Raw genomic sequence first — 26,640 nt, forward strand, 5'->3', positions numbered from 1 at the left:
ATACGAGGTTTTGCGTGAATACAATTTATCGGCAATTGGTCAGTCCTGCAACTTTTTTAAGATTTTATTGCACATCATACTTCATCTTGCGCAAAACACGCATCGCTTCCTTGAAAGAAAGATAGACGCTCGAATTGGCTTGCGACTTAAGAAGTGACTTGGCGTCGATAAGTCTTTGCTTGGCGTCGTCAAATCCGTTCAGGTAACAAATCATCAAAGTCGAGGAAAGATTCTCGAGGTCGCGCTGTTCGCGATTCGACAATGCGATTCCTTTGTGAAGTTTATCTATCAACACAAGATTGGAATTGTAGATGTGATGCAACATTTTGCGGTTGAACTGAGGCGGCTCGAACAAAAACTGTCGGTCGATCTTGTAGTAACCGTTGTCATAAAACCGAATCGTCTGTGTTTCCAACGGATAATAACTCGTGCGGTCGTTCAAACCCAAAGGCACGAATTCAGTGATCGTGAACGAATCGTCGTCATATTCGATCGTCACATCATCCAAAGCCGAATAAAAAAGCTTGACCTGTTCGTTGATAAGTTCAATGTCGACTCGTGAAAAAAACGTCTGTTCGCGCACTTTTCGCTTCGTGCCAGCCCAACAGATCACGAAAAGTTCCTTGAACACCTTGTATTTGGGCGAAATGTCGCGGTGGCCGTTCTGCATGAAATCCATGACGCCGTCCAAAGTGTATCCGATGGAATTTCGGGAATTGTTCTCGATGTCGATCACGATTTGCGTGTTCGAGAAACTGCGCTCGATCTCGTTTTCAGTCGGCGTCGAGTTGCTTCCGACGCGCACAAAAACGGTATTCGCGGCAATCGTGTAAATGTTTTTCTTGAAGAACGAGGTCTTGGTTTTGGGACGGATCGTGACCAATCCCACCACGCGATCTTTGGGCAAATTCGGAAACGGAACATTCTCATACTGAATCCGAGGCGGATTTTCCAGGAAAGCGTTCACGAGATTCTGGATGCGGCTGTCGTCGAAAAAGTCGTCGCCAACAATTTGGTTGTCCTGATCTTCGACACCAACGACGATGTAGGAATTGTTGTTCGGATTCGAGTTCGAAAGCGCGCAAATGTGTTTGAGAAATTTGGCTTTTCCTTCTTTGGTGTGCAGGTTCAATTGGCGCTTCTTGTCATAAAAACTGCTTTCGTCGTTGTGCGCGAGCAAATTCTTGATCAAGAGGCGTTTATTAATCATTCCGCAACTTAACGAATCTTAGGTTTTGTTTGCGTTAAATTTTTTGGGACAGATAGAGACTGTAGACGATTTCTGCAATGGAACGAGCCCAAATGTATCGACAAGCTCTTCCGGCAACACAGTCTCTTATTTTACTGACTATCATCTAGTATCCAAAGCATCCAAAATATCAGTCAACACCTTTTGCGAAATCATATTGTCCATTGCCCAATCCTTGTCCGGAAAATTGAAGTAGGCGATCACGATTTCTTTTTGCGGATGCACGTAAAGCGCTTGTCCGCCAAAACCGCCTTTCATCAGGATTCCGTCGCTTGCCCAATCCCATTGATAAGCCCATTTGAACGGCGCAATCGGACTGTCGATCGGCTTGGCGTCGAAAATTTCCTGAAGCTGCTTGAATGAGATCAGACTTTCTTTCCTGTCGCGAATCTCGCTGTTCGTAAAAAGCATCCCAAAGCGAGCCAAATCCCTTAGTGTGCACGAAATTCCGCCGTGCGGCCACGCGATTCCTTTATCCGAAAGGCAAACATAAGCATCAGATGACGCGCCCATCTGTTTCCAAATGCGTTCCGAAACCAGATCGGCATATTTTTTCCCGCTCACATTTTCGGCGAGCCAACCCAGGACGAAAGTGTTGATGTTCGAATATTCGGCGGCCAAACCGGCAGCTTTTTCTTTTTTGAGGTTCTTGATGAATTCGTAGACCGATTTCGGAGTGTTTTCGGCTTTCGGAAGAATTCCCAATGCAGATTCAAGCTGATAATTCTTGTGTTCCGGATTCGTGAATGGACCAGATGCAAAATCGATCGACTTGCTGTCCATGCCAGAACGCATGTTGAGAATGTTCTTGACGGAAATGCCTTGCCAATCTGTTCCGGTCAAGTCAGGAATGTATTTTTCGATAGGTTGCTCAAGGTCGATTTTTTTCTCGTTGGCCAAATTGGTTATCAAAGCCGAAGTGATGACTTTGTTGATCGATTGCAGCGTTTGCCGATCTTGCGGAAGTGCCGAAAAGTACTGCTCATAAACGATTCTGCCTTTGTGAACGACGATAAAACTCGTGACATGCAGTTTTTTGAGATACTCATCGAAAGTCAATTTTCCTGTTTTGGAATTGACGCTGATTGCTGCAATCGGTTTTTTCGGATGCGACTCGAATTTGTATACATTTTCTGACTTCTCGATAATCCCGACGGGAAAAAATTCCGACATGTAGCGGAAACTGTATTGCGACAATCGTCCGCCCGCATCCCATCGACTTTTGAGAATGCTGTCGTGGATTGAAGCACTTTCGGCGGCCGTAAACTGGCTTTTTTGCGCACTGAGGTTGCAAACCGACAAGACTAAAGTCAAAAGAAAAACGGCGCGAATGTACATTTGAAGAGCAGATTTAGATTTTGCAAATAGCAATCGCTCAACAAATTACAAAAAAAGAACTAGTGTCTGTTCACGACTGTCGCGCTTGCCTGATCTGTCGGTAAAATGATCAAATCGGAAATGTTGATGTGATACGGACGCGAAACCACGAAATAGATCGCATCGGCGACATCATCAGGAGAAAGCGGCGTCAAACCCTTGTAGACATTGGCCGCACGGTCTGAATCGCCTTTGAATCTGACCTCGGAAAATTCGGTTTCGACCATTCCCGGATGCACCGCGCCAACCTTGATTCCATAAGGATTCAGGTCGATAAGCATGCCTTTTGTCAAAGCGTCGACAGCGTGTTTCGTGGCACAATAGACATTTCCGTTGGCGTAAACTTCTTTTCCGGCAATCGATCCGATGTTTATGATATGACCTTTTCGCCTGTCGACCATTCCCGGCGTCACGGCCTTCGAAACATAAAGCAAACCTTTCACGTTGCTGTCGATCATCGCGTCCCAATCGTCGAGATTTCCGCTTTGTATCGGATCGAGTCCGTGCGCATTTCCGGCGTTGTTTATCAAGACGTCGATTTCGCAGAAATTTTCGGGCAGCGACGCAATCGCTTCGGCCACAGCCATTTTATCAGAGACATCGAAAAGTAAAGTGTGCACTTCAGACAAGTGTGAAAGTTCATCCGCAAGTTCAGAAAGTCTGTCCTGGCGACGTCCGCAAATGATGACTTTGAAATTGTTCTTGGCGAAAATTCTCGCGCACGCACGACCGATTCCGCTTGTCGCTCCGGTTATCAGGACTGTTTTCATGGTTTCAGGTTTTGTGCCTCGACGACAGGCATCAAGTTTGCTCGCGAAGAAAAAACTTTCAACCGCAAGCTGTCTTTCAACTTCAATACTTTTGCTACTGCTACTGCTACTGCTACTGCTACTGCTACTGCTACTGCTACTGCTACTGCTACTGCTACTGCTACTGCTACTGCTACTGCTACTGCTACTGCTACTGCTACTGTTTCAAGGCACTTTATCGCCCATACTTTCCGTCCAGATCGCAAACCAATCCTCGAGTTCCATCTCGATTTGGGTGGCTTTCATGAGTTGTTGGATGCGTCCGACGTTGACTGTTCCTGCGACGGGAATTATTTGGGCTGGATGTTTCAACACCCACGCGAGCAACAAAGTGTCGGCACCGACGCCGTATTTCTGTACCAAAGACGCCAAAAGCTGTTTCATCCAACGCGTCTTTTCAGAATCTTCGCGAAAGACCGTTCCGAGCGGATTCCAAGCCATCGGACGGATTCCGTTCACTTGCATGTGATCTAGAGTTCCGTCGAGCATCGGTTCGAAATCTGTGGCCGAAAACTGGATTTGGTTATAACTGACCTCAATTTTTTGTCGGATGAGATCTGTCTGCGAAGGCGTGAAATTAGAAAGCCCGAAATCGACGATTTTTCCTTCGGACTGCAATTTGGTGACGGCTTCGGCAATTTCATCGGCGACCATTAAAGGACTCGGTCGATGCAGCAAAAGGACGTCGAGAAAATCGGTCTGCAAATTCTTCAAAGAATTCTCTACCGACCAAATTATGTAGTCTTTGCGATAGTCGTAATGCTTGAGTTTGTTGCCGCGGTCGCCCGTCACATGCTGGATTCCGCATTTGGAAATGAGCTGGATTTTGTCGCGCGAGACTTTTGCTTTCTTGAATCCGTGGCCAAATTCGGCTTCTGTGGTGTATCCGCCATAAATATCGGCGTGATCGAAAGTGGTGATTCCGTTCTCTGCGCAAATTTCGATGGTGTGCGCCATCTCTTCGGCAGAAAGTTTTTTATCCCAAGCGCCCCAATTCATGGTGCCTGAAATAATTGGAGATAATGCTGTTTTCAAAAGGTGTTTATTTTCGGTCTTAAAATTATAAAAACGAAATCACAAATTAGCCTTAATCACAGGGCTTTCAACGATTTTTTAACGAGCTGTTAACAACTCTAAACGCTAGAAATTTTCACCTTGCGGACGTAAATTTTCACTGAACAAGCATTTAACTAATATTTTTCACAGAATGGAAGACACCAGCGCCGCATTGGACATCCGTGCGATCAATGAAAAAATAGAGAGAGAGAGCGCTTTTATCGACCTTCTAATGATGGAAATGGGCAAAGTTATCGTCGGGCAAAAGCACATGACGGAACGCTTGCTCATAGGATTGTTGGGACAAGGTCACATTTTGCTCGAAGGCGTTCCCGGATTGGCCAAAACACTCGCCATAAACACGCTCTCGCAAGCCGTTCACGGTTCTTTCAGCCGTATCCAGTTTACTCCCGATCTACTTCCCGCCGACGTCGTCGGAACCATGATCTACAACATCAAAGCCAACGATTTCTCGATCAAGAAAGGCCCGATTTTCGCCAATTTCGTGCTTGCGGATGAGATCAACCGCGCGCCCGCAAAAGTGCAATCGGCGTTGCTCGAGGCCATGCAGGAAAAGCAGGTCACGATTGGCGATACGACTTTCAAACTCGACAAGCCATTTTTGGTTCTGGCAACCCAGAACCCAATCGAACAGGAAGGAACTTATCCGCTTCCGGAAGCGCAGGTCGACCGTTTCATGTTGAAGACCGTGATCGATTATCCGAAAATGGAAGACGAGAGACTCGTGATTCGCCAAAATCTCAAAGGCGCTTTCGAAAAAATCAACCAAGTGATTTCGATCGATCAGATTTTGCGCGCCCAAGCGGCGGTCCGCGAAGTTTACATGGACGAGAAAATCGAGAAATATATCCTTGATATCATTTTCGCAACCCGTTTCCCGGAGAAATATCGCCTGGAAAGCCTTAAACCATTGATCAGTTTCGGATCGTCCCCGCGTGGAAGCATCAATTTGGCCACAGCCGCCAAGTGTTACGCTTTCATCAAACGCCGCGGATACGTGATTCCGGAAGATGTTCGCGCCGTCGTTCACGATGTTTTGCGCCACAGGATCGGGATCACTTATGAAGCCGAAGCCGAGAACATCACTTCGGTAGACATCATCAACAAGATCGTCAACGAGGTCGAAGTGCCATAAATAGATATGAGTTATGAGTAATGAGTTATGAGTAATGAGTTATGAGTTATGAGTTATGAGTAATGAGTAATGAGTAATGAGTTATGAGTATTGAGATATGAGATCACCGCTTACGGAAACTCTTCTCGATTCTTGCCTCGAACCCGAGAAAAATGTGGGTTACGTTTTAGAAAAAGGGATTGATTTTCAGCGAAGCTCATCTCAGTACTACGAACTCACTACTCAAATCTAAAAACAATGGATACAAAGGAACTTCTCAAAAAAGTCCGAAAAATCGAGATCAAGACTAGAAGATTGAGCGATCACATCTTCTCGGGCGAATACCACACGTCTTTCAAAGGCCGCGGAATGACCTTCAGCGAAGTGCGCCAATACCAGTTCGGAGACGACGTTCGCGCGATCGACTGGAACGTGACGGCGCGCTACAACGAACCGTTTGTCAAGGTTTTCGAGGAAGAACGCGAGCTCACGATGATGCTTATGGTCGATGTTTCGGGTTCGGAGAGCTTCGGATCTAAAAACCAGTTCAAGGAGGAAATCGTGACCGAGATTGCCGCAACGATGGCATTTTCGGCAACGCAGAACAACGACAAGATCGGATTGGTGCTTTTTTCAGATCAGATCGAACTTTACATTCCGCCCAAAAAAGGCAAGTCGCACGTTTTGAGAATCATCCGCGAACTCATCGAATTCAAGCCGAAAAGCAATAAAACCGATGTTGCGCAAGCCTTGAAATTCCTTTCGTCGGTACAAAAGAAAAAGGCGATTGTGTTTTTGATTTCCGATTTCATGGCTCCGGAATACGATTTCGTGCTCAAGATCGCATCCAAAAAACATGACATCACAGGAATTCGGGTTTATGATGCGAGAGAAGAAAAACTGCCTAATCTTGGAATGGTTCCGATGTTGGACGCCGAAACGGGCGAGCAAAGATTGGTGAACACGGGCTCGAAATCGGTTCGTCTCGACTACGAAAAATACTATCACGACAAAGTCAAATATTTCAAGGAAACGTTTTCCAAATGTGGCGCAGGCGTCGTAAACACGCGCGTCGACGAGAGTTACGTGACCAAATTACTGGGCTATTTCAAATCCAGGACTTAGATGAAAAAAATTCTTTACATCGCATTTTTGCTGATTTCGGCGTTCGGGTTTTCCCAAAAACGCGTCGAGACGAGCATCGATACGACCAAAAACAAGATCGGTGCTCAGTTCAACCTAACTTTGAGGGTGAAAGCCGATACGACCGAAAGCGTGGTTTTTCCAAGAGGAAATCGCTTCGGAAGCCTTGAAGTCATTCGCAATTATGTGGTCGACACTGTCGAGAAGGACGGAAAGATTGAGTTAGTGAAACGCTATGGACTGACGCAATTCGATTCGGGGAAATTCCAAGTGCCGCGACTCCCGGTCCTGATCGACAAAAAACCGTTCTATTCAGACAGTCTGAACCTCGAAATCTCGAACGTGCAGGTCGATACGCTTAAACAAAAAATGTACGACATCAAGCCAATCATCGCCGCAGAATCTGTAGGCGTTCCGTTTTGGATCTGGATTGTCCTTTCGATTTTGGTCATTGCCGCCATTGGGTTTGGCGTGTATTATCTGATCAAGAAATTCCAGAAGAAGAAAAACGAGGAAATCGTCTACAAAACGCCAATCGAAAAGGCGAATGCGTTGTTGTCGAACCTCGAGAAAAAACAGCTTGTACAACGCGGTGAAGTCAAGGATTATTATTCCGAATTGACTGATATCGCCAGGATTTACATCGAAGAGGTGATCCACATTCCGGCAATGGAATCGACGACTTCAGAACTTATAATCGCCTTAAGAGAAGCCGCGTCGAGCAAGAAAATGCCAATCAACCAGGAAACTTTCGAGAATCTGGAACGCGTGTTGAAAACTGCCGATTTGGTAAAATTCGCCAAGTCGCGCCCGATGGATTTCGAGATCGCATCCGACAAGGAAAAAATCCAGAAGGTGATCGTGGTGATCGACAAATCTGTCCCGACGGTCGAAGAAGACGAGGAAACCGAGATTTTCCGCGAACTCCAACGCAAGAAAGCGCTCGCCAAACAAAAGCGCAATCGCATCGTCATTTCGGTCGGGATGGTCGTTTTCCTTTTGGTGGCCACGACCTCGTATTTCGTTTTCACGAAAGGTTTCGATTACGTGAAAGACAACGTTTTGGGACATCCGACCAAAGAACTTGCAGAAGGCGAATGGGTGAAAAGTGACTACGGAAATCCGTCAATCGCGATCGAAACGCCAAAGGTACTCACGCGGATGGATGCCGAGAAATTTCTTCCAAAAGACGTTTTCGCATTGCTTAAAGATTCGCAGATGTTCGGCTACGGCTCGCTTACAGAAGATTTTTACGTGGGCGTTTCCACGTTGAGTTACAAGAGCGAAGTTCAGATCGATCTGGAAAAAGCGATCGAAGGTTCGGTTGAAATGATCGAGAAAATGGGCGCCAAAAATATGCTCGTGAAACAGGAAGAATACAACACAGGACAAGGTTTGTCGGGCAGAAAAGCCTACGGAACCTACGTCCGGAAGGATAAAATTACGGGCGAAGACGTGAAACTGGTTTATCAAGCGCTAGTTTTTGGGCAACAGAACGGTCTGCAGCAAATCATCATCATCCACCGCGAAGACGACACTTATGCAAAAGATCTGGCGACGCGCATCCTGAATTCCGTCGAACTTAAACAAGTGATGCAATGATGGAAGGCGTAACATTCATGAATCCCGGATTTTTCTGGTTGTTTTTATTGATTCCGATTTTGGTCGGATGGCACATCTGGAAACGCAAACAGCAATCGGCGACGTTCAAGATCTCGTCACTCAAAGGTTTCGGGAATTCGACCTCGTTTTTGGCGAAGATCAAACCGATGCTTTTCGTATTTCGGATTCTGGCCTTGAGCGCAATGATCGTGGCTTTGGCGCGTCCGAGAACGGTCGATATTTCAAGCAAGACCAAAACCACCAAAGGGATCGATATCGTGATGTCAATCGACGTTTCGGCTTCGATGCTCGCGAGAGATTTGCGTCCGAATCGCATGGAAGCCTTGAAAGATGTAGCCGAAAAATTCGTCGAAGGCAGACCGAACGACCGCATCGGACTCGTCGTCTACGCAGCCGAAGCTTACACGAAAACGCCCGTCACAAGCGACAAAGGAATTGTGGAGGAAGCTTTGAAATCTGTCAAATACGACAACATGCTCAAAGACGGAACCGCGATTGGAATGGGATTGGCCACGGCCGTAAACCGCATCAAGGACAGCAAGGCCAAGAGCAAAATCATCATTTTGATGACCGACGGCGTGAACAATACGGGTTTTATCGAACCTGAAACCGCGTCCGACATCGCAAAAGAATACGGAATCAAGGTTTACACGATCGGCATCGGAACAAAAGGAATGGCCGATTTTCCTTACCAGATCGCTCCGAACGGCGATTTCCTTTTCAGAAGAATGCCGGTTGAAATCGACGAACAACTGATGAAATCGATCGCGAATAAAACCGGCGGGAAATACTTCCGGGCGACGAGCAAAAACAGTCTGAAATCGATTTACGAAGAAATAAACAAACTCGAGACAACCGAAATCGAGGAACTGAAATTTTACGACTACGACGAGAAATTCCGTCCGTTTGCGCTGCTTGCGCTCGGGTTTTTGCTCGTTGAGGTTTCATTGAGGAATACGGTTTTCCGCAGTTTTATTTAAGGACATGTACGAGTTAGACGAAAAGAAATATCTGTATTTGCTCATCGCGATCCCGATTCTCGCGGCCATTTTCCTGTTCAATCTGTACTGGAAACGCCGCAAGCAAAAGGAATTCGGAGATTTGGAAATGGTCAAAAGACTGTCGCCCGAAAAATCGACTTTCAAGCACATCCTGAAGTTTTCGGTCGTCGGATTGGCTTTGGCTTGCTTGACAATTGGGCTTGTGAATCCGAAAATCGGAACAAAAACCGAAACCGTGAAGCGAGAAGGAATCGACATCGTGTTCGCCATCGACGTTTCCAAGAGTATGTTGGCCGAAGACGTCGCGCCAAACCGAATCGAGAAATCCAAGCAGATCGTTTCCCAATTGATCAACAATCTGGCGGGCGATCGCGTCGGAATCGTGGCTTACGCCGGAAGCGCATTCCCGGTTTTACCCATCACGACTGATTACGCAGCGGCCAAAATGTTCCTGCAAAGCATGGACACCGATATGGTTTCGAGCCAAGGAACGGCGCTTGACCAGGCAATCGAAATCTCGAGTTCGTACTTCGATAAGGACGACAAAGGCACGAGCAAGATGATCATTTTGATTTCGGATGGTGAAGATCACGAAGGTGGCGCAGACGACGTGGCCGAGGATGCCAAAAAAGATGGTATCAAAATCATTACGATTGGTGTCGGAAGCGAAAAAGGCGGCCCGATTCCGCTTAAAGTCGACGGACAAAACACTGGATTCAAACGCGATTCGAACGGGGAAGTCGTCGTCACCAAGAGAAACTCCGAAAGCCTAAAAGCGCTTGCCAAGAACAGCAAAGGTTACGTAGACGGAAACAATACCAAGGAAGTAGTCGAATATGTCAAGAAATCGCTTGAAAATATCGAGAGAAATGAATTCGAGAGCGAACAGTTCACAGATTTCAATTCGCAGTTCCAATGGTTCATAGGAATCGCATTCGCGCTTTTGGCAATCGACGTTTTCCTGCTCGACAAAAAGACGAAATGGATTCGCCGCATGAACCTTTTCAACGAAAAACAACCATGAAGCAATTACTCACATACAGCCTGATCTTGTTTGGACTTTCGTCGGTTTTTGCCCAAGACAAACCGAAGGAAGAAAAAGACAGATCGCTCCCGAAAGGCAACGAGGCTTTCGCCGAAAAAAAGTATGCCGATGCCGAAGCCGATTACCGCATTTCACAATCGAAGTTCGCCAAAAAAGCAGCGGCTTCGTACAACCTGGGAAATAGCATTTACGAACAAAAGCACGAGATAGAAGCCGGTTACGCCTACGGAAATGCGATCAAAAACGCCACGACGCGAGACGAAAAACACCGCGCTTACCACAATATGGGCAACGTGCTTATGGGCATGAAAGATTACCAAGGCGCGGTAAACGCTTATCGCGATGCGTTGATAAACAAACCGAGCGACGACGAGACGCGCTACAATTATGCGCTTGCCAAAAAGATGCTCAAGGAAAATCCGCCGAAGCCGAACGACAAGGACAAAGACAAAAAAGGCAACGATAAAGAAGACAAGAAAAACGGCGGAAACGACAAGAACCAAAAGCAAAACCAAAAAGATAAACAAGACCAGGACAAAGGCAGCGGAAAAGACAAACAAGACCAGAACAAGGGCGGCGAAGGAAACAAGCCGCAAGAAGGTCCGAAGCCGACTCCGGGAAGCGGAATTTCTGGCAAACGCGTAGAGAACTTGCTCGATGCGGTAAATTACGAGGAGAAAAAAGTCCAAGATAAAATGAAGGAAAAACAGGAGAAAGGCCGTCCTGTGAAGACTGAAAAAGATTGGTAGCGATGCGGGTTTTGGTGATTTTGTCGGTGTTTTTCTTTCAGGGCGTTTTTGCGCAGTCGGAGGTAGAATTCACGGCCAAAGCCAGAAAAACAGCTATTTGGGTGAACGATACCATAACCGTGACTTTTTCGGCAAATGTAGATTTTGACAAATTTTCGCCTCCGGATTTCAAGGGTTTTTCGATAGAGCGCGGCCCGTCGCAAGTGGCTTCACAAGTCTGGATCGGCGGCAAGACAACCTTTTGGAAAACATATAAGTACAAACTCAAAGCCGACAAAAATGGCAGCTTCAAAATCGGCAAAGCATCGATGGAATATTTGGGAAATCCGTATTTCACGGACGCGATCGTGATTCAAGTCTCCGAAGTGAAACCTATTATCGCGAAAAAACCGGGAGCGAATGTGGAAAACGATGTCGTGATCAAGCTGGAAACATCGGCCACGACCGTAAAAAAGTCAGATACTTTGTTTGTGAGCTATCGCATTTTTTTTCCGACGACAATTGGCGTGGATGCCTTTTCGGTCGATGAGGTATTTCGTGACTTCGAGGTTTTTTCGGTCAAAAGCGAAATTTCCGAACCTATGGAAATGGACGGGTTTTCGCAACGGACGACGATTTTGAAACGCATCGGATTGCTTCCGAAGAAAACCGGCGAACTCATCGTCGATTCCCAGGTTTTTGATTTGGATATCGAGAAAGCGACGGGCGCAAAGAATTCGTTCGGACTTGACGTCACCAAAAAAGAAACGGTCAAGATCGCGACCGAGCCGATAAAAATCAAAGTCGAGCCTTAAACTAATTAACAAAAAGCTAAAGTATTACGACGATTCAAAACGATTGTTAGTTTTGCAACCCGAATGAAGAAAAGCGTTTTCATATTATTCCTTTTTACGCAAGCCGTTTTGGCCCAGGTTTCTTTCGAGGCGAAAGTTTCGCGTCAGACGTTGGGCTTGAACGAGACTTTGCGCGTCGATTTCGTTATGAACGGACAAGGCGACAATTTTTCGCCACCTAATTTCGAAGGCTTCCAAGTCGTTGGCGGACCAAGCCAATCGGTAAGCCAATCCTGGGTAAACGGACGCAGTTCTTTCCAGAAAGCATACATCTATTTTTTGCGTCCGATGAAAAAAGGAACGCTAGTGATTCGTCCGGCATCGATCGAAATCGAAGATCAGACGTATCGCACTAATGCGGTCAAGATCAATGTAACCGATGCGATACAACGTCCGCGACAGCCTGGCGAACCGGAACCTGTGAATGTCGACGACGCGATTCATCTCGTGGCCGAAATATCAAAGACGAATCCGTACATAAACGAACCGATTACCGTGGTTTACAAGCTGTATTTCAGCTACAACGTCGGGATATCGAATTGGCGCGAACTCGAAAAACCAAAGTACAACGACTTTTGGAGCCAGAATATCGACATCAAGCAACTCGTTCCCGAGCAAGGAACTTTCAACGGCAAACAGACGCGTTTCGTGGTTTTGAGAAAAACGGTGCTTTATCCGCAAAAATCAGGTAAACTCGTTATCGAACCTTTGGCGCTCGACCTCGATCTGCAAGTTCCGACGGGTCGTTACGATTGGATGGGACGCGCGCAAATCGTCCAACAGTCGAAAAAAGCATCGGCCGGAGTCAAGACGATCAATGTGAAAGCGTTGCCCGAAGCTGGTCGTCCCGATGATTTTTCGGGCGCTGTGGGAAGTTTCGAGTTCAAAGTCCGCCCGTCTAAAACGATGCTTCGAAATGGCGAAAGTCTTGATTTGACCGTTAGCGTTTCTGGAAAAGGCAACCTCAAATTGTTCGACTTGCCCAAACCTGTCGTTCCTACCGCGCTTGAAATGTACGATCCGGTTCACAAAGAATCCGTGCAAACGCCGCTTTCGGGAATGACCGGAAAAGTTCAGGACACGTATACGATCGTTCCGACTTACAAAGGAAATTATCCGATAAAGCCGATGCGTTTTTCGTACTTCGACCTTTCATCGGGCAAATATGAAACGATCACTTCGCCAGAAATCATGATCAAAGTGCTCGACGGACCAGGAAATCCGTCAGATGCCAATGCCGTGGCAAAAACCGACGCGAACAAACAGCAAATTCAGGCAACCGATCAATTCGCGTTCATCAAGCTCAAGACGAAACTCAAGTCGACCAACCGCAAGGATTTCTTCGGATCGAATTTGTTCTACGGACTTATGGTCGCTCCGTTCCTGATCATTCCGATACTCATTTTGGGACGTCGCAAAAAAGATGCGATCGATCGTGACGTGGCCGGAAACAGGTTGAGAACGTCGAATCGTCTTGCCAAGAAATATTTGTCCGAGGCCCGAAAAAACATCGGAAACAAAGAACTATTCTACATCGCACTCGAAAAAGCGCTGCACAATTTCCTCAAGGCAAAACTCGGGATCGAAACCTCGGAAATGTCAAAGGACAGGATTCGCGAATTGCTTTTGAGCCGAAACGTGCAACCCGAAACGGTAAGCGATTTCATCAAACTCACCGAAGATTGCGAATTCGCGAGATACGCGCCATCGTCAAGCACGGCGATCCAGCACGACTACGAAAAGGCGGCGGCCATCATTTCAGAACTCGAAAAACAGATGCGATGAAGAAACTCATTTTCATATTTATTCTGATTTCCCAAACAATTTTCGGTCAAGCCGGATTCGAAAAAGGGAACGAGTTGTACAGAAAAGGCGATTTTCAGGGCGCGGCCGATGCTTATGAAGCCGTCGTGACCTCGAAAAGAGCGTCGGCGGAACTTTATTTCAACCTCGGAAATGCTTACTACAAGCTGAATCGCGTCGCGCCATCGATATACAATTACGAGAAAGCGTTGTTGCTCAATCCGACCGACAGCGAAATCGCGACGAATCTCAAATTTGCCCAAAAACTGCAGATCGACGACGTGAAAGAAACGCCGAAAGTCGGTTTCAGGAAAATGATCGAGGATTTTACGTCTCAATTGCATTACGACGCTTGGGCAAAATTCGCGGTTGGCGGGGCTTTTGCCGTGCTTTTGTTTTTCGTCGGCTATTACTTTTCGGGGACGACTTTGGTAAAACGCATCTTTTTCGTGTCGATGTTTCTCGCTTTGTTTTTCATCGTTTTGAGCGTTTTTGCTGCGATTTTCGAGAAAAGTACTTATGAGGCCGAACGTCCGGCGATTGTTTTTTCGGCTGTCGCGTTCGTGAAAAGCGAGCCACAGAAAACGGCTCAAGATGCCTTTACGTTGCACGAAGGCACGAAAGTCTACGTTTTGGAAACGCTTGACAACTGGAAAAAAGTCGCGCTTTTGGATGGAAATGTCGGTTGGATCGAGACTTCGGCGATTCGCGAATTGAAGTGATTTATTCTGGTTTGGGTTTTTCTTCCGGATTCGGCAATTGGATCTTGATATCGTGCAATTCTGTCGAAAGAAACGGGTAAACGACGTGCCCGATCGCTTTCACCGGACGATACAAGATCGATTTTTCCAGACTTTCCTGGCTCGCGAGAATGTTCGTGAAGTTGACTTTGTCGAAAATGTTGAGCAAAACCGACATGATCAGCAATGATCTGGCGAAGCCGAAAAGCGCGCCACCGATGTTGTTCAAAATTCCAATTCCGGAGAAATCGGCGATTTTGGTCAGGACTTTCGCCAGGATGGAAATTCCGACGACGACAGCGATAAACGTGATGATGAACGCAAAAAAGTAGGAGTATTTTGGATTCGAGCCCAAGTGTTCTCCCAGGAAATCGCGGGTTACGTCAGAGAATTTGAGCGCGACCCAAAGTCCTACGAGCAATCCTATGAACGAGGAAAATTCCACAAAAAGCCCGTTTTTGAGTCCTTTGAAAGTTCCGATAAAAAAGGCAATGATAAGGATGATGTCGATTAAAACCACGTTGTTTGTTTTTGGCAAATTTAATCCAAACCACCGACTTTCGAATTCGTATTTTTGCGGGAAATCAACAAAATGAAAAATAGCATCAAATCAATACTTTCGCTTTTTGTGGCTGTCGGATTTACGGCTTGCTCGAGCGATGATAGTACAATTCCAAATTCGGCGAATCTCGTTTTGGTCAAGAAAGTCACTGAAACGATTCACGCTGGCGATTTCTCGGAAACTTCGGTTGTGGAATTCAATTACACGGGAAATCGGCTGACGTCGGTTCAACAAGGTGCGACGTCGACGACATTCGCTTACAGCGGAGATAAACCGATTTCAGCACTGCGAACTTACGGTTCGGGCGAGCAGGTTTCGTCGACTTTCACTTACAACGGCGACAATTTGGTTAGCATCGTCAACAATAGCGATTATTCCGAAACGACAGATTTCACCTATGTGAACAACATGCTTGCGACGATGTCAGACAGATATTTGGGTTCAGGTCAATGGATTCAGGGCGATTCGCGACAGCTGACCTTTGGTTCCGGAAACAATCTGGTTTCGGAAATCGTCGACAGAGGAACATCGGTTTACCGAAACGACTACACTTTTGACAATCAGAACATGCCGTTTCGCAACTTGGCCGTTCCTTTCCGCCTGATTTACAGATTTGAAGGAATCGATCTGTTGAACAACAACAATCCGCTTTCGATTACACGTTTCAGTCCGCCGACAGCGACGCAACCAACGGCTTCGTCCTACTTCGAAATGCAATACAACGACCAAGGTTATCCGACCCAAATCGTAAAATACAGCGCTGACGGAAATCCCATCAGTACAACACTCATAGACTATCTATAATGTCACGCGATATACAACTCAAAGAACGATGGGACGGCCTTGTGCAACTGCTGTCAGACCGATTTTCCCAAGGTGAAGATCTTGATCTGGACGGAATCATTTATTTGATTGGCGTTCAGGAATTGGGAAAAGTGCACAACAAGTTCAAAAAGGACGAAAAACTCAACCTCATGCACATCGCCATTTGCCGATTGCTCGAGCCTTACGGGTTTTACGAATTCGAATATGTGGATCGGGACGGTTGGCCGCATTACAAAGTCAAGGAACAACTTCCGCCTTTGAGAGCCGGCGAACAGTCGGTTTTGATGAAGGAGGCGATTGTGGGTTACTTTTTGGAAAAGGGATTTATCGAATAGTCCGGATGTGTTCCGAAAATTAGTCAATGCACATTTTAGCCGGGAGACGAATGCCAATTTCCCTGAATATTAAGTTTTTTATCAGATGCAAAGCTTAACATTGGGTCAATTCTATTTGATTTACTTTTGTTTACCGAAAATTAACAATAACTTAGTTACATGGATAACACAGAACAGAACAATCAGCCGGAAGTTACAAACGAAGTTCCGAAAGCGGAAGTCGAAACCACAACTTCCAAAGCGGGCAGAAAACCGTCGGTTGCGAGAACGCCTGCGCCAAATAAACCAACGGTGAGAAGAACTCCGGCGAAAGCCGCGACTCCAAAAGCTGCCACGCAAAATGCCGAAACTGAAACTCCAGTAGCGAAAAAGCCCGTCGGACGCAAGCCTTCGGTTAAAACTGCATCTGCGAAAGCGACAACTCCGAAACCTGTTGCTCAGGAAACGCAGTCGTCGGAACCAGTTGCTAAAAAGCGCGTTGGCCGTCCGTCTGCAAAAACTACCGCCGCCGAATCTGGAACTGATGCTGCTCCGGTCGCGAAAAAACCCGTCGGGCGCAAGCCTGTTGTAAAGAAATCTGTCGCTGTCAAGCCGGCTGCGAAGAGAACTGTCGCTTCGAAACCGGTTTCCACGCCCGTCGCATCTCGAAAAGTTACCGAAAAACCAGAAGCGAAACCTTCCGGAACAGCAAACGTTGGAGTTGTCGTAAAAGAACAAACTACCGATGCTCCAAAGAAAAAAACGCTAAAAGACAAAGATCTCAAGAAGCTCAAGAAAATTGCCGAAGACCTCAAGAAAAAGGAGAAAAAGGCAAGGGAAAAGCAAAAAGAGAAGGACAAGGCTAAAAAAGAAAAAGAGAAAAAGGCAAAAGAAGCCAAGAAACTCAAGGAGAAAAAGGCCAAAAAGAACGCTTCTGAAAAGAAAAAGCCAACAAAAAAGAAGTCCAAAAAGAAATAATTGCAAAAGGCCGAAATTCACTTTTCGGTCTTTTTTTTGTTTGAATTCGAAAAGTAGCGTGCAGGCGATTTATTTGGACGCAATCTTTTGGGGAATCAAACCCGTAATCCTTTAATCTTTTTTAAATTTGCCGCTTCAAAGCACAGGAAGATGACCGACAAGATCAAAGAATACATTGCCGAAGCGCGTGAATTCCACACCGATAAAAAAGACCAACTCGAGGCGTTCAGGATCAAGTTCTTGGGAAGCAAAGGTTTGTTGAAAGACTTTTTTGCCGAGTTCAAGAATGTTCCGAACGAGATGAAAAAAGAGTTCGGGCAAGTCATCAACGAGCTCAAGAATACTGCCGAGGAAAAAGTCAAGTCGATCCAGGAAATGCTCGAAAGCAAAGAGGAATCGAAAGGCGGTTATGGCGATTTGACGCGTCCGGGCGAACCTTTGCAGATTGGCTCGCGTCATCCGATCTCGTTGGTGAAAAACCAGATCATAGATATTTTTTCGACTATAGGATTCAACGTTTCCGAAGGTCCGGAAATCGAGGACGACTGGCACAATTTTACTGCTTTGAACCTTCCGGAATACCATCCGGCGAGAGACATGCAGGACACGTTTTTTATCCAGACGAATCCCGATGTTTTGTTGCGCACGCACACTTCGTCGGTCCAAGTTCGCTATATGGAAAACAACAAACCGCCAATTCGTACGATTTCACCGGGTCGCGTTTTCAGGAATGAAGCGGTTTCAAGCCGTTCGCACTGTATTTTCCATCAAGTGGAAGGTTTGTATATCGACAAGGACGTTTCGTTTGCCGATTTGAAGCAGACGTTGCAATACTTCACAAAAGAAATGTTCGGAAAATCCAAAATACGTCTTCGTCCGTCTTATTTTCCGTTCACGGAACCAAGCGCCGAAGTCGACATTTATTGGGGTTTGAAAACCGAAACCGATTACCGCATCACCAAAGGAACGGGCTGGCTCGAGATCATGGGTTGCGGAATGGTCGATCCCAACGTTTTGAGAAACTGCGGAATCAACCCGGACGAATACAACGGATTCGCTTTTGGAATGGGAATCGAGCGTATCGCGATGTTGTTGTACCAAATTGGCGATATCCGCATGTTTTATGAAAACGACATCCGATTTTTGGAGCAGTTCAAATCGAGTATCTAAAAACAGACGAGAAGATAATAGACTGATAGATAATGGACGCATTTCGGTAACGAGTGCGTTTTGTTATTTGATTCAAAGCCTTAAATTGTTGTTTTCACCAGAAAGTCTATTATCTATTCGTCCATTATCTATCATCTGAAATGAAAAAAGACATCATCATCCCAAAAGTTGAAAATGTATTCCTCGCCGCAATCCTGCAATGGAGCGATGATTTTATGGAAAAAGTCTGGTTCGTACATTTGGTGAACGACTCTGATTTTGACATCGACAACGTCATGGTCGTATCGAAAGCCTTCGGGACGATTGATGGCGAAATGAAGAAAACGTCTCTGTTGCGCCACGCTTTCGTCGAAGTTCCCAGCCAATCGCTCGTCAAGATCGAAATGGTCGAGAAAAGCGTCTTGGCGCTCAATAACGAGTTCATGGTCACTTATTTCATCGGGAACACTTTATACGACAAGAAGTTCATCTTTAGAACCAATACGATCAACGAACGCGCCACCGAGGAAGTTCCCCATATTTGGCAACCTGGAGTTGTAGTTCGGTAATTACAGATCAGACAAAAAACAAAAAGACGCGTTTCGAACTGGAACGCGTCTTTTTGTATCTATCCATCTAAAATCTAATCCAGTTTCTCGGTCAATTTCTTGAAAACCTTGCGAGCTTCTTTCCCTTCGTATAAAACCTCGAAAACTGCATCGATGATTGGCGTTTTAGCTTCGAGCTTTTCGTTCAACCTGTGGGCGCTTTTGGCTGCGTAATAACCTTCGGCGACCATATTCATCTCCATTTGGGCACTTTTCACCGTGTAACCTTTGCCGATCATGTTTCCGAACATGCGATTTCTCGAGAAAACAGAATATCCGGTAACCAGCAAATCGCCCAAGTAAGCCGAATTGTTGATGTTGCGTTTCATCTTGTGCACTTTGCGGATGAACTTTTTCATCTCCCGGATGCTATTGCTCATCAAAACCGACTGAAAATTGTCGCCGTAGCCCAAACCATGAGCGATTCCGGCGGCAATCGCGTAAATGTTCTTTAGCATCGCGGCATATTCGGTCCCGATGATATCGTCTGAAATCTTGGTTTTGATGTAATCGCTTTGCAGATGCGACGCCATGATCTTGGCCTTTTTGTTGTCGCCACAAGCAATCGTCAGGTAGGAAAGTCTTTCCAAGGCGACTTCTTCGGCGTGACAAGGTCCGGTAATGACGCCGATATTCTCGAACGGAATGTCGTATTGTTTGTTGAAATGTTCGCCCACGATCAGACTTGTTTCCGGCACGATTCCCTTGATTGCCGAGAAAATTACTTTGTCTTCAAGGCTAGCGGTGAGTTTTCCCATTTCCTCATTCAAAAAGGCTGACGGAATGGCAAAAATGATGTAGTCGGCGAATTCGATCGCTTCGTTGATATTGCTCGTAAGCCGCAATTTCTTCGGATTGAATTCCACCGAACTCAAATAATTCGGATTGTGATGATGCACTTTCAGGTGGTCGATAGCATCTTCGTTACGCATGTACCACGCGATTTCATCGCAGTTCACACAAAGCATCTTGGCGATTGCGGTCGCCCAACTTCCGCCGCCGATAACGGCAAATTTGAGTTTTTGGCTCATTGTAATTGTAGTTGAAAGGCTCAAAAGTAATTGAAATATTTTAAGCTGTTTGAAGTTATGATGAATATTCCCGTTAAAAGAAATTCCTTAAGAATCCTTATGGGAATTTTAACTTATAATTATGATAGCGAGCACAATGCCGACTTTAATTTTGCGTTCAATAGCTTATAAGATAATCTGAACGATTACATAAAAAGTTAGTTAAATTTTGTTTTTGGTGTTTTGAGAAAGGCGCTTTTGAACTTTGTTTCAGAAGCGCCTTTTGATTTAATGGCAATTCGTCGCTTTGAGTTTCGTGACTTCATCGCCATAAGACTCGGAAAATCCAAGTTTAAGCGCTTTTTCGATATCGGCGCAAGCCAAAGCTATCTTTCCTGAAGCGATATTCACCAATGCCCGATTCCGGAATGCATACGAATTCGTAGGCGAAAGTGAAATCGACGAATCGATGTCGATCAAAGCACCTTTCAGATCGCCAGCTTTGTATTTCGCATAGCCGCGATTGTTGTAAAGCATGGCTATCGATTCAGATTTATCGTTCTCGACAACTTTGTCCACTTTCGATTTCTTGCGTTTTTTGGCCATTTCGATCGCATTGTCACTGACTTCGATCGCGCGTTTGTAATTTCCGGCTTCGGACAACTGAAAAACCAAATTCACGTAACCACTTTCGAAATCGGGATAAAGTTTGACGAGTTTTTCCAGATAAATCACGGCCTGATCGTGTTTGTGCTGATTCGAAAGCGCGCGCGCGACTCCTAAATGTGCTGCAATATCTACGGCCGTTTCCGGTTTGCTGTCCAAGACGAGGATGAAATTCTTGTACGCTTCGTCCGGATTTTGCATTGCCAGATGTGAGTCGCCTCGCGTCAGCCAAAGCAAATTGCGCAATTTCGCGTCATTTCCAACAAATTTCAATCCGTTTTCGACATCTTCGAGCGCTTGTTCAGGATAACCGGAATGCAACAGGAAAAGGCCGCGTTGCATAAACGCTTTCGGGTTTTTGGGTTCGAGTGCGATCGAGGTCGTGAAATCGTCGAACGCTTGCTGAGGCTGGCTCATCTGTTCGAATGCGTTTCCTCTCAACACATAAAGTTCGTGATCGTTCGGATGTTCGGAAATCGCTTGGTTGTAAAGTTTCATCGCCGAATCGAAATCGCCGGCATCCATTTTCTTGTTGGCTTGCTCGACGAGTTTGTCCTGGCAGAATCCGACAGAAAAAAACAGCAGTGAAATTGTAGCGAGTAACGATTTAATCATTTGCGATACAAGTTGTTATGGTCGATGTAGTCCCAAACTTTGTCGGGTAAAAGTGCTTTCGGGCTTTTTTTGTTTTGGATAGCTTCGCGGATGAAAGTCGACGAAATTTCCACGATTGGAGCATCGATATAGCTGACGCGGGCGTGATTCGTGACCTCCGAAATCGGATCAGAAGAAGAAATCCTCGGGTAAACCAAAATGTCATAACGCTCCAAAATCACCTCAAAATTCTTCCATTTGTGTATTGACTCGATGTTGTCTTGGCCCATGATGAGCGAAAATTCGTAAGCAGGGAATTTTTCCTCGAGATGCGCCAGCGTATTTACGGTATAATTCGGTTGCGGAAGCTTGAATTCAATATCGGTCGGTTCGAGTTTCGGATAATCTTCGGTCGCCAATCGCACCAACTCCAATCGCGTGTAATCGTCGAGCAACGTCGATTTTTTCTTGAGCGGATTATGTGGCGTGACGACCATCCAAACCTGATCCAGACTAGTGAATTCGGCCACGTGGTTGGCGATGATCAAATGTCCGACGTGGATCGGATTGAAAGTCCCGAAATATAAACCGACTTTCACGGCTTACTCCTTTGTCGGAACGTGTCCGGTTTTGACGAAATCGCTCACCAAATCGTAAGCTTTTTGCTTGGCCAGAGACAAATCGGCATTTTCGACGATCACGTCAAAAAGTGGCGCGGTTGCTAATTCCGCCGACGATTTCGCGATTCTCATGGCAATTTTCTCGTCGCTTTCGGTCGATCGTTCTTTCAATCGTCGCTTGAGTTCGTCTATACTTGGCGGCTTCACGAAAATCGCGATGGTTTCCTCTGGGAATTTGCGTTTGATGCGCAATCCGCCCGAAACATCGATGTCGAAGATCACGTTTTTGCCTTCGTCGCGAATCTTGTCGACCTCAGATTTTAGCGTTCCGTAGAACATATCCGGATAAACTTCTTCCCATTCCACGAAATCCTCGGCCTTGATGTGCTGTTTGAAATCGTGCAGCGACATGAAGTGGTAATCGTTTCCGTGCGCTTCCTGTCCGCGTGGCTCGCGTGAGGTCGCCGAGATCGAGAACTCAAGTTTCAATTCAGGATGTTGCAGCAAATGGCGAACGATAGTGGTTTTTCCGGAACCCGAAGGCGCCGAAAAGACGATGAGTTTTCCTCTTTCCATCACAAAACATTTAGTACTTGTTCCTTGATTTTCTCAAGTTCGTCCTTCATTTGCACGACGAGTTTCTGCATGGCGGCGTGATTCGATTTCGAACCCATCGTGTTGATTTCGCGACCCATTTCCTGAGTGATGAAACCTAGTTTTCGTCCGTTGGCTTCGCTGTCGGCCAAGGTTTGTATGAAGTAGTTGAGGTGATTCTCCAAACGGACTTTTTCCTCAGTGATATCGTATTTTTCGAGGTAGAAAATAAGTTCCTGCTCGAATCTGTTCTCGTCCAAAGTCACTTTGAGATCTTCAAGCGCGGCCGAAAGACGTTTTTTCACGTTCTCGATACGTTCCGAATCCATGGCGACCGTGGCATTCATCATCGTCATGATATTGGCGATTCTTTGCAGGAATTCTCTTTCGAGTGCCGAACCTTCGGCGATGCGGAAAGACTTGATGTTGTTGACCGCGTCAGAAATTACGCCCTCGATTTGTTTCCACTCGGTTTCGTCCACTTCATCCCGTTCCGTTTTCAACGCGTCTGGCATTCTTACGGCCATTTTCATGAGTTCGGTCTCGTCCGCATTCGGATAAATCTCTAGCAGTTGGGCGATGTAAGCCTTTACGATCGGAACGTTCACGCGGGTTGAAGTCTGTTCGGTCGTGTTTTCGATATAAATCGCAAAATCGATCTTTCCGCGCTCGAGCGCATTCGACAATTGGGTGCGAAGGCCAAGTTCCATCTCGCGGTAAACTGACGGCATGCGCACGTTCAGGTCCAAACCTTTGCTGTTGAGCGATTTGATTTCAACGGTAATCTTTTTGGTAGGCAACTGAAACGTGGCCTTTCCAAATCCTGTCATGGATTGTATCATGTTCGAAAATAAAGTGGTGCAAAGATAATGATTACCAAGTCAATTCTTGGGATTCTTCTTTCTGGTAACGAGATAAACGCCAACGAAAATCAAGATCGCGGCCGTTATTTTAACCCAACTCAAGCTGTCTTTTCCCAATCCGATGGCGAAAACCGTGGCGAACAAAGGTTGCAAATAGATGAAGACCGCAACTGTCGTGGGTTTTAGTTCTTTCATTGAAAGCAAGTTCAGCAAATAGGTCAGAAATGTGGAAATCACTACTACGAATGCCATTTTCAATAAAGCCGATGTTGGAACGATTTGCCACGAAACGACTTCGAATTCACGCCATCCGAAAGGCAAAACCATCAAAAATCCAAAAAGGTAGATCCATTTTACGAACGTGAAAGCGTTGTATTTGTCCATGAGTTTCCGAACCATTATCAGGTAAAGTCCGTAAGAAACCGCGTTCACGAATACGAGTAAATTCCCGAGTGGCGCGTTGGTTGCGCTTCCGATGGATTTTCCGTAGCCTATCAAAACCGCCGTTCCAACCAATCCCAAAATGATTCCGAAAGCTTTCGAAGTCTGCATGCGTTCTTTCATGATGATCGCCGACAAAACCAGGACGATGATTGGCGTCGTACACATCAAAACCGCCGCAGAAATGGGCGAAGTCAGGCTCAAACCCTTGAAAAAAGTGAGCATGTTGAAAGCGACTCCAAAGAAAGCGGCCGCGATGATTCTAGGGAAATCGTTTTTCGCGATTTTTTCTTTTACCGAAAACAGCCACGCGATCCAAAACAAGATCACCGAACCGCCGACTCGCATCACAATGAATCCGAAAGCGCCGACGTGTTTGGGCATGACGTCCTTGGCGATCGTAAAAGTGACGCCGTAAATGATCGAGACCAATGTGGCCGCGACGAGAGCGAGATTCCGCTTCGACATTATTTCAAGGCCGAAATCACATTCTCGACATTCTTGGAGCTGTTTCCAACGTAAATCTTATCGTCGATGATAAAAACCGGACGGCTCAAAAACGTGTAGTGTTCCAGGATGAGATTTTTGTAATCCTGTTCGGATAAATTTTGGTCTTTCAAACCGCGCGCCTTGTAAAGTTGGGCTTTCCGACTAAAAAGCGCTTCGTAACTTCCGGCCAATTCCTTCATGCGATCGACTTCTTTTTCGGTAATCGGATCTTTCTTGATGTCGTGAAGCACAAGATTGTTTTCGGGTAAGGAAGCCAGTATTTTACGGCAAGTGTCGCAAGTCGACAAATAGTAAACGACGTTCATTTCGGTTGGATTTGCCAACAAAGAAAAGCCGAAAAAACGAATTGGCTTATTTTATCCTGAGGAATTTATCCACTTCGGAATACGGCAACATCAAGTCGCGCGGACCGTCGGCGTAGGAAGCGATCTCATAAGTGTTGTAGTAAAGCAAAATGCCTTTATCGGAATAAAAAATCGTCTGTGGAAGCGCGAACTTCTCGTTTTCGAACATCAGTCCACCCGAATTTATTGGCGCGTCGGCTGGAATCCTGAACTTTTCGCGGAAGCGTTTTTCGGCGAGTTTCGTGACGGCCGCAACATCGGTAAAAATCGAATCGCGCGGAATCGAACGTCCGGTTTCCAAATTGAAAAGCAAAGAAGTTTTTCCGCTGTAACCGTGAGCGCCACCCGTGAAAATATAGTGTTGCAGTTCGATGTCGAGCACTTTTTCAGATTTGTGTACCAAGCGCCCGCTTACGTCGCCTTCCCATCCGATCAGTTCTTCGGGATCGTCTTTTTGAAGTTTTTCATAAGACGAGATAAAATCATCTGCTAAACCTTGGTAGTCCTTGGATTCATAGGGATTTTCGCCAAATGTGACGATGCCTTTCAGAGTCGAGAAAATTTTGGCGTTGATGGAATCAGCAGCTTTTCCGTTTTGGGCGACGGGAACTTTAATCGTAATTTTCGGACACAATCCCTGACATTTCAAAGACGTGCGTTTTTCAAAAGTCTTGGTTTCAAACTCAAGTTCCTTTGAGCATGAGGCGATTGCGAAAAATATTAAAAACAAGTAAATGTACCGTTTCATCGGGGCGATGGAATTAGTTAGGCGAATAACTCTAAATTTGCGAATAATTGCATACTTACAAAAATAAATTACATGAAGTTTAACACAAAGACAATACACGGCGGACAGCATCACGATCCCAGCACGGGCGCGGTCATGCCGCCAGTTTATCAAACCTCGACTTACGTTCAGGAAAGTCCGGGCAAGCCTGTTGGCGATTATGAATACAGTCGTGCGGCGAATCCTACGAGAACCGCTTTGGAAAACGCTTTGGCGAGTTTGGAAGGCGGAGCGAAAGGCCTCGCATTTTCATCTGGTCTTGCCGCGACAGATTGCTTGTTGCGGTCGTTGAAAGCCGGAGACGAAGTTATTGCCATGGACGACTTGTATGGCGGAACGTACCGAATGTTTACGAGAATCTACAAAGATTCGGGCATCAAATTCCACTTTATCGACTTGACCGATCTGGAGAAACTGAAAGGCTTGATTTCGGATAAGACCAAAATGGTTTGGGTAGAAACGCCGACGAATCCGTTGATGAAATTGGCAGATATTGCTGAAATCGCTAAAATCACGAAACAACACAAAATCCTGTTCGCGGTCGACAATACTTTTGCGACACCTTATTTGCAACGTCCGCTTGAGCTTGGAGCCGATGTCGTGATGCATTCGGCCACGAAATATTTGGGCGGACATTCTGACGTGATTGCCGGAGCGCTTATCATCAAGGACGCAGAACTGGCCGAGCAACTGCATTTCCAGCAATTCGCTACTGGCGCGACTTTGGGTCCGATGGATTCTTTTTTGGTACTTAGGGGTATCAAAACACTTCACCTTCGCGTGCAACGCCATTGCGAGAACGGGGAAAAAGTGGCTGAATACCTGTCGAAACACGCGAAAATCAAGACGGTTTATTTTCCTGGATTGGAATCGCATCCGTTTCATGAAATCGCGAAGAAGCAAATGTCAGGCTTTGGCGGAATGGTTTCGTTCACGTTCGAATCTGGAGCGAAAGCCGATGCGATATCGTTTCTCGAAAAATTGAAAGTTTTCACGTTGGCGGAATCTTTGGGCGGCGTCGAATCTTTGGCGAATCATCCGGCTTTGATGACGCACGCCTCGATTCCAGAGGAAAAGCGCAAGCAAATCGGAATTACCGACGACCTTGTAAGGCTTAGTGTCGGCGTTGAAGATATTGCCGATCTGTTGACCGATCTCGAACAGGCACTCGCGTAAAAACAAAAAGCCCGGAAGTTGATTCCGGGCTTTTTT

General features: G+C 46.0%; 29 protein-coding genes. 15 read left to right on the forward strand and 14 right to left on the reverse strand.

Annotated features, from left to right (window positions below; genetic code table 11):
- Positions 1 to 64 precede the first annotated feature (64 nt).
- The 5 genes from EOO49_RS05630 to EOO49_RS05650 all read right to left on the reverse strand — a co-directional run bounded on the left by EOO49_RS05630 (position 65) and on the right by EOO49_RS05650 (position 4,470).
- Positions 65 to 1,210 carry an ATP-binding protein gene (locus EOO49_RS05630; protein WP_290843597.1) on the reverse strand — a complete coding sequence of 382 codons (1,146 nt, stop codon included), beginning with the start codon at positions 1,208 to 1,210 and terminating at the stop codon, positions 65 to 67.
- A gap of 141 nt (positions 1,211 to 1,351) precedes the next feature.
- Positions 1,352 to 2,587: a serine hydrolase gene (locus tag EOO49_RS05635; RefSeq protein WP_290843598.1), complete on the reverse strand. Its 1,236-nt coding sequence runs from the start codon at positions 2,585 to 2,587 to the stop codon at positions 1,352 to 1,354.
- 59 nt (positions 2,588 to 2,646) lie between these two features.
- Positions 2,647 to 3,396: an SDR family NAD(P)-dependent oxidoreductase gene (locus EOO49_RS05640; protein WP_290843600.1), complete on the reverse strand. Its 750-nt coding sequence runs from the start codon at positions 3,394 to 3,396 to the stop codon at positions 2,647 to 2,649.
- On the reverse strand, positions 3,393 to 3,641 hold the full coding sequence (locus tag EOO49_RS05645; RefSeq protein ID WP_290843602.1) for a hypothetical protein: 249 nt from the start codon (positions 3,639 to 3,641) through the stop codon (positions 3,393 to 3,395). Before EOO49_RS05645 ends, EOO49_RS05640 begins: the two co-directional genes overlap by 4 nt.
- The gene (locus EOO49_RS05650; protein ID WP_290843604.1) at positions 3,601 to 4,470 is read right to left on the reverse strand and encodes an aldo/keto reductase; all 870 of its coding nucleotides are present in this window, start codon (positions 4,468 to 4,470) and stop codon (positions 3,601 to 3,603) included. Before EOO49_RS05650 ends, EOO49_RS05645 begins: the two co-directional genes overlap by 41 nt.
- Positions 4,471 to 4,642: 172 nt before the next feature.
- Between EOO49_RS05650 and EOO49_RS05655 the strand changes: the two genes are divergently transcribed.
- The 9 genes from EOO49_RS05655 to EOO49_RS05695 all read left to right on the forward strand — a co-directional run bounded on the left by EOO49_RS05655 (position 4,643) and on the right by EOO49_RS05695 (position 14,545).
- Positions 4,643 to 5,647 (forward strand): MoxR family ATPase, encoded by a 1,005-nt coding sequence (locus tag EOO49_RS05655; RefSeq protein WP_290843606.1) that lies wholly within the window; start codon positions 4,643 to 4,645, stop codon positions 5,645 to 5,647.
- A gap of 237 nt (positions 5,648 to 5,884) precedes the next feature.
- Positions 5,885 to 6,751 carry a DUF58 domain-containing protein gene (locus EOO49_RS05660; protein WP_290843609.1) on the forward strand — a complete coding sequence of 289 codons (867 nt, stop codon included), beginning with the start codon at positions 5,885 to 5,887 and terminating at the stop codon, positions 6,749 to 6,751.
- Positions 6,752 to 8,371, forward strand: coding sequence for a hypothetical protein (locus tag EOO49_RS05665; RefSeq protein WP_290843611.1), 1,620 nt, complete (start codon positions 6,752 to 6,754; stop codon positions 8,369 to 8,371).
- The gene (locus EOO49_RS05670; RefSeq protein WP_290843952.1) at positions 8,371 to 9,372 is read left to right on the forward strand and encodes a VWA domain-containing protein; all 1,002 of its coding nucleotides are present in this window, start codon (positions 8,371 to 8,373) and stop codon (positions 9,370 to 9,372) included. Before EOO49_RS05665 ends, EOO49_RS05670 begins: the two co-directional genes overlap by 1 nt.
- Before the next feature lie 4 nt (positions 9,373 to 9,376).
- Positions 9,377 to 10,417 (forward strand): VWA domain-containing protein, encoded by a 1,041-nt coding sequence (locus EOO49_RS05675; protein ID WP_290843613.1) that lies wholly within the window; start codon positions 9,377 to 9,379, stop codon positions 10,415 to 10,417.
- Positions 10,414 to 11,187: a tetratricopeptide repeat protein gene (locus EOO49_RS05680; protein WP_290843615.1), complete on the forward strand. Its 774-nt coding sequence runs from the start codon at positions 10,414 to 10,416 to the stop codon at positions 11,185 to 11,187. The genes EOO49_RS05675 and EOO49_RS05680 overlap by 4 nt, the downstream gene beginning before the upstream one ends.
- A 2-nt stretch (positions 11,188 to 11,189) precedes the next feature.
- Complete coding sequence (locus tag EOO49_RS05685; RefSeq protein ID WP_290843617.1) at positions 11,190 to 11,981, forward strand: BatD family protein; 792 nt, start codon at positions 11,190 to 11,192, stop codon at positions 11,979 to 11,981.
- 63 nt (positions 11,982 to 12,044) lie between these two features.
- Complete coding sequence (locus tag EOO49_RS05690; protein WP_290843618.1) at positions 12,045 to 13,805, forward strand: BatD family protein; 1,761 nt, start codon at positions 12,045 to 12,047, stop codon at positions 13,803 to 13,805.
- Complete coding sequence (locus EOO49_RS05695; RefSeq protein ID WP_290843620.1) at positions 13,802 to 14,545, forward strand: tetratricopeptide repeat protein; 744 nt, start codon at positions 13,802 to 13,804, stop codon at positions 14,543 to 14,545. The genes EOO49_RS05690 and EOO49_RS05695 overlap by 4 nt, the downstream gene beginning before the upstream one ends.
- Before the next feature lies 1 nt (position 14,546).
- Here EOO49_RS05695 and EOO49_RS05700 read toward each other — a convergent pair whose 3' ends face one another.
- The gene (locus tag EOO49_RS05700) at positions 14,547 to 15,083 is read right to left on the reverse strand and encodes a CvpA family protein (protein ID WP_290843622.1); all 537 of its coding nucleotides are present in this window, start codon (positions 15,081 to 15,083) and stop codon (positions 14,547 to 14,549) included.
- 72 nt (positions 15,084 to 15,155) lie between these two features.
- Here EOO49_RS05700 and EOO49_RS05705 point away from each other — a divergent pair, with 72 nt between their 5' ends.
- The 5 genes from EOO49_RS05705 (at position 15,156) to EOO49_RS05725 (ending at position 18,960) form a co-directional block, all read left to right on the forward strand.
- Positions 15,156 to 15,929 (forward strand): hypothetical protein, encoded by a 774-nt coding sequence (locus EOO49_RS05705; RefSeq protein ID WP_290843624.1) that lies wholly within the window; start codon positions 15,156 to 15,158, stop codon positions 15,927 to 15,929.
- Positions 15,929 to 16,285, forward strand: coding sequence for a hypothetical protein (locus EOO49_RS05710; RefSeq protein WP_290843626.1), 357 nt, complete (start codon positions 15,929 to 15,931; stop codon positions 16,283 to 16,285). The genes EOO49_RS05705 and EOO49_RS05710 overlap by 1 nt, the downstream gene beginning before the upstream one ends.
- 159 nt (positions 16,286 to 16,444) lie before the next feature.
- The gene (locus tag EOO49_RS05715) at positions 16,445 to 17,242 is read left to right on the forward strand and encodes a hypothetical protein (RefSeq protein ID WP_290843628.1); all 798 of its coding nucleotides are present in this window, start codon (positions 16,445 to 16,447) and stop codon (positions 17,240 to 17,242) included.
- Positions 17,243 to 17,392: 150 nt separating this feature from the next.
- Positions 17,393 to 18,412, forward strand: coding sequence for a phenylalanine--tRNA ligase subunit alpha (gene pheS, locus EOO49_RS05720; RefSeq protein WP_290843630.1), 1,020 nt, complete (start codon positions 17,393 to 17,395; stop codon positions 18,410 to 18,412).
- A 140-nt stretch (positions 18,413 to 18,552) separates the two neighbouring features.
- Positions 18,553 to 18,960 (forward strand): hypothetical protein, encoded by a 408-nt coding sequence (locus EOO49_RS05725; RefSeq protein WP_290843632.1) that lies wholly within the window; start codon positions 18,553 to 18,555, stop codon positions 18,958 to 18,960.
- A gap of 74 nt (positions 18,961 to 19,034) precedes the next feature.
- Here EOO49_RS05725 and EOO49_RS05730 read toward each other — a convergent pair whose 3' ends face one another.
- From EOO49_RS05730 to EOO49_RS05765, 8 genes are all read right to left on the reverse strand, one after another.
- Positions 19,035 to 20,030 carry an NAD(P)H-dependent glycerol-3-phosphate dehydrogenase gene (locus EOO49_RS05730; protein WP_290843634.1) on the reverse strand — a complete coding sequence of 332 codons (996 nt, stop codon included), beginning with the start codon at positions 20,028 to 20,030 and terminating at the stop codon, positions 19,035 to 19,037.
- Positions 20,031 to 20,297: 267 nt separating this feature from the next.
- Complete coding sequence (locus EOO49_RS05735) at positions 20,298 to 21,290, reverse strand: tetratricopeptide repeat protein (protein WP_290843636.1); 993 nt, start codon at positions 21,288 to 21,290, stop codon at positions 20,298 to 20,300.
- Positions 21,287 to 21,868, reverse strand: a complete 582-nt coding sequence (gene nadD, locus EOO49_RS05740) for a nicotinate (nicotinamide) nucleotide adenylyltransferase (protein WP_290843638.1) — start codon at positions 21,866 to 21,868, stop codon at positions 21,287 to 21,289. The genes EOO49_RS05735 and nadD overlap by 4 nt, the downstream gene beginning before the upstream one ends.
- A gap of 3 nt (positions 21,869 to 21,871) precedes the next feature.
- Positions 21,872 to 22,465 carry a guanylate kinase gene (gmk, locus tag EOO49_RS05745; RefSeq protein WP_290843640.1) on the reverse strand — a complete coding sequence of 198 codons (594 nt, stop codon included), beginning with the start codon at positions 22,463 to 22,465 and terminating at the stop codon, positions 21,872 to 21,874.
- A complete protein-coding gene (locus tag EOO49_RS05750) occupies positions 22,465 to 23,313 on the reverse strand; it encodes a YicC/YloC family endoribonuclease (protein ID WP_290843642.1) in 849 nt (282 codons plus the stop codon). The genes gmk and EOO49_RS05750 overlap by 1 nt, the downstream gene beginning before the upstream one ends.
- A gap of 51 nt (positions 23,314 to 23,364) precedes the next feature.
- Complete coding sequence (locus EOO49_RS05755; RefSeq protein ID WP_290843644.1) at positions 23,365 to 24,255, reverse strand: DMT family transporter; 891 nt, start codon at positions 24,253 to 24,255, stop codon at positions 23,365 to 23,367.
- Positions 24,255 to 24,602, reverse strand: coding sequence for an ArsC/Spx/MgsR family protein (locus EOO49_RS05760; protein ID WP_290843646.1), 348 nt, complete (start codon positions 24,600 to 24,602; stop codon positions 24,255 to 24,257). The genes EOO49_RS05755 and EOO49_RS05760 overlap by 1 nt, the downstream gene beginning before the upstream one ends.
- 46 nt (positions 24,603 to 24,648) lie before the next feature.
- The gene (locus EOO49_RS05765; protein WP_290843648.1) at positions 24,649 to 25,389 is read right to left on the reverse strand and encodes a DUF3298 and DUF4163 domain-containing protein; all 741 of its coding nucleotides are present in this window, start codon (positions 25,387 to 25,389) and stop codon (positions 24,649 to 24,651) included.
- Between the two features lie 72 nt (positions 25,390 to 25,461).
- On the opposite strand from EOO49_RS05765, the gene EOO49_RS05770 reads away from it, so the two are divergent.
- Entirely contained in the window at positions 25,462 to 26,604 is a 1,143-nt protein-coding gene (locus tag EOO49_RS05770; RefSeq protein WP_290843650.1) for a cystathionine gamma-synthase, read from the forward strand.
- Positions 26,605 to 26,640 lie beyond the last annotated feature (36 nt).

This window comes from Flavobacterium sp., assembly GCF_004295795.1.
GTDB lineage: Bacteria > Bacteroidota > Bacteroidia > Flavobacteriales > Flavobacteriaceae > Flavobacterium.

What these genes read in the sequence shown, in the direction of transcription:
- EOO49_RS05715 (WP_290843628.1), top strand. Translation starts at nt 16,445, where the DNA reads ATGGATAACACAGAACAGAACAATCAGCCGGAAGTTACAAACGAAGTT.
- EOO49_RS05630 (WP_290843597.1), bottom strand. Translation starts at nt 1,210, where the DNA reads ATGATTAATAAACGCCTCTTGATCAAGAATTTGCTCGCGCACAACGAC.
- EOO49_RS05670 (WP_290843952.1), top strand. Translation starts at nt 8,371, where the DNA reads ATGGAAGGCGTAACATTCATGAATCCCGGATTTTTCTGGTTGTTTTTA.
- EOO49_RS05705 (WP_290843624.1), top strand. Translation starts at nt 15,156, where the DNA reads ATGAAAAATAGCATCAAATCAATACTTTCGCTTTTTGTGGCTGTCGGA.
- EOO49_RS05690 (WP_290843618.1), top strand. Translation starts at nt 12,045, where the DNA reads ATGAAGAAAAGCGTTTTCATATTATTCCTTTTTACGCAAGCCGTTTTG.
- EOO49_RS05725 (WP_290843632.1), top strand. Translation starts at nt 18,553, where the DNA reads ATGAAAAAAGACATCATCATCCCAAAAGTTGAAAATGTATTCCTCGCC.
- EOO49_RS05760 (WP_290843646.1), bottom strand. Translation starts at nt 24,602, where the DNA reads ATGAACGTCGTTTACTATTTGTCGACTTGCGACACTTGCCGTAAAATA.
- EOO49_RS05765 (WP_290843648.1), bottom strand. Translation starts at nt 25,389, where the DNA reads ATGAAACGGTACATTTACTTGTTTTTAATATTTTTCGCAATCGCCTCA.
- EOO49_RS05770 (WP_290843650.1), top strand. Translation starts at nt 25,462, where the DNA reads ATGAAGTTTAACACAAAGACAATACACGGCGGACAGCATCACGATCCC.
- EOO49_RS05675 (WP_290843613.1), top strand. Translation starts at nt 9,377, where the DNA reads ATGTACGAGTTAGACGAAAAGAAATATCTGTATTTGCTCATCGCGATC.
- EOO49_RS05660 (WP_290843609.1), top strand. Translation starts at nt 5,885, where the DNA reads ATGGATACAAAGGAACTTCTCAAAAAAGTCCGAAAAATCGAGATCAAG.
- EOO49_RS05755 (WP_290843644.1), bottom strand. Translation starts at nt 24,255, where the DNA reads ATGTCGAAGCGGAATCTCGCTCTCGTCGCGGCCACATTGGTCTCGATC.
- pheS (WP_290843630.1), top strand. Translation starts at nt 17,393, where the DNA reads ATGACCGACAAGATCAAAGAATACATTGCCGAAGCGCGTGAATTCCAC.
- EOO49_RS05750 (WP_290843642.1), bottom strand. Translation starts at nt 23,313, where the DNA reads ATGACAGGATTTGGAAAGGCCACGTTTCAGTTGCCTACCAAAAAGATT.
- EOO49_RS05640 (WP_290843600.1), bottom strand. Translation starts at nt 3,396, where the DNA reads ATGAAAACAGTCCTGATAACCGGAGCGACAAGCGGAATCGGTCGTGCG.
- EOO49_RS05655 (WP_290843606.1), top strand. Translation starts at nt 4,643, where the DNA reads ATGGAAGACACCAGCGCCGCATTGGACATCCGTGCGATCAATGAAAAA.
- EOO49_RS05685 (WP_290843617.1), top strand. Translation starts at nt 11,190, where the DNA reads ATGCGGGTTTTGGTGATTTTGTCGGTGTTTTTCTTTCAGGGCGTTTTT.
- EOO49_RS05695 (WP_290843620.1), top strand. Translation starts at nt 13,802, where the DNA reads ATGAAGAAACTCATTTTCATATTTATTCTGATTTCCCAAACAATTTTC.
- EOO49_RS05710 (WP_290843626.1), top strand. Translation starts at nt 15,929, where the DNA reads ATGTCACGCGATATACAACTCAAAGAACGATGGGACGGCCTTGTGCAA.
- EOO49_RS05730 (WP_290843634.1), bottom strand. Translation starts at nt 20,030, where the DNA reads ATGAGCCAAAAACTCAAATTTGCCGTTATCGGCGGCGGAAGTTGGGCG.
- gmk (WP_290843640.1), bottom strand. Translation starts at nt 22,465, where the DNA reads ATGGAAAGAGGAAAACTCATCGTCTTTTCGGCGCCTTCGGGTTCCGGA.
- EOO49_RS05665 (WP_290843611.1), top strand. Translation starts at nt 6,752, where the DNA reads ATGAAAAAAATTCTTTACATCGCATTTTTGCTGATTTCGGCGTTCGGG.
- EOO49_RS05735 (WP_290843636.1), bottom strand. Translation starts at nt 21,290, where the DNA reads ATGATTAAATCGTTACTCGCTACAATTTCACTGCTGTTTTTTTCTGTC.
- EOO49_RS05635 (WP_290843598.1), bottom strand. Translation starts at nt 2,587, where the DNA reads ATGTACATTCGCGCCGTTTTTCTTTTGACTTTAGTCTTGTCGGTTTGC.
- EOO49_RS05680 (WP_290843615.1), top strand. Translation starts at nt 10,414, where the DNA reads ATGAAGCAATTACTCACATACAGCCTGATCTTGTTTGGACTTTCGTCG.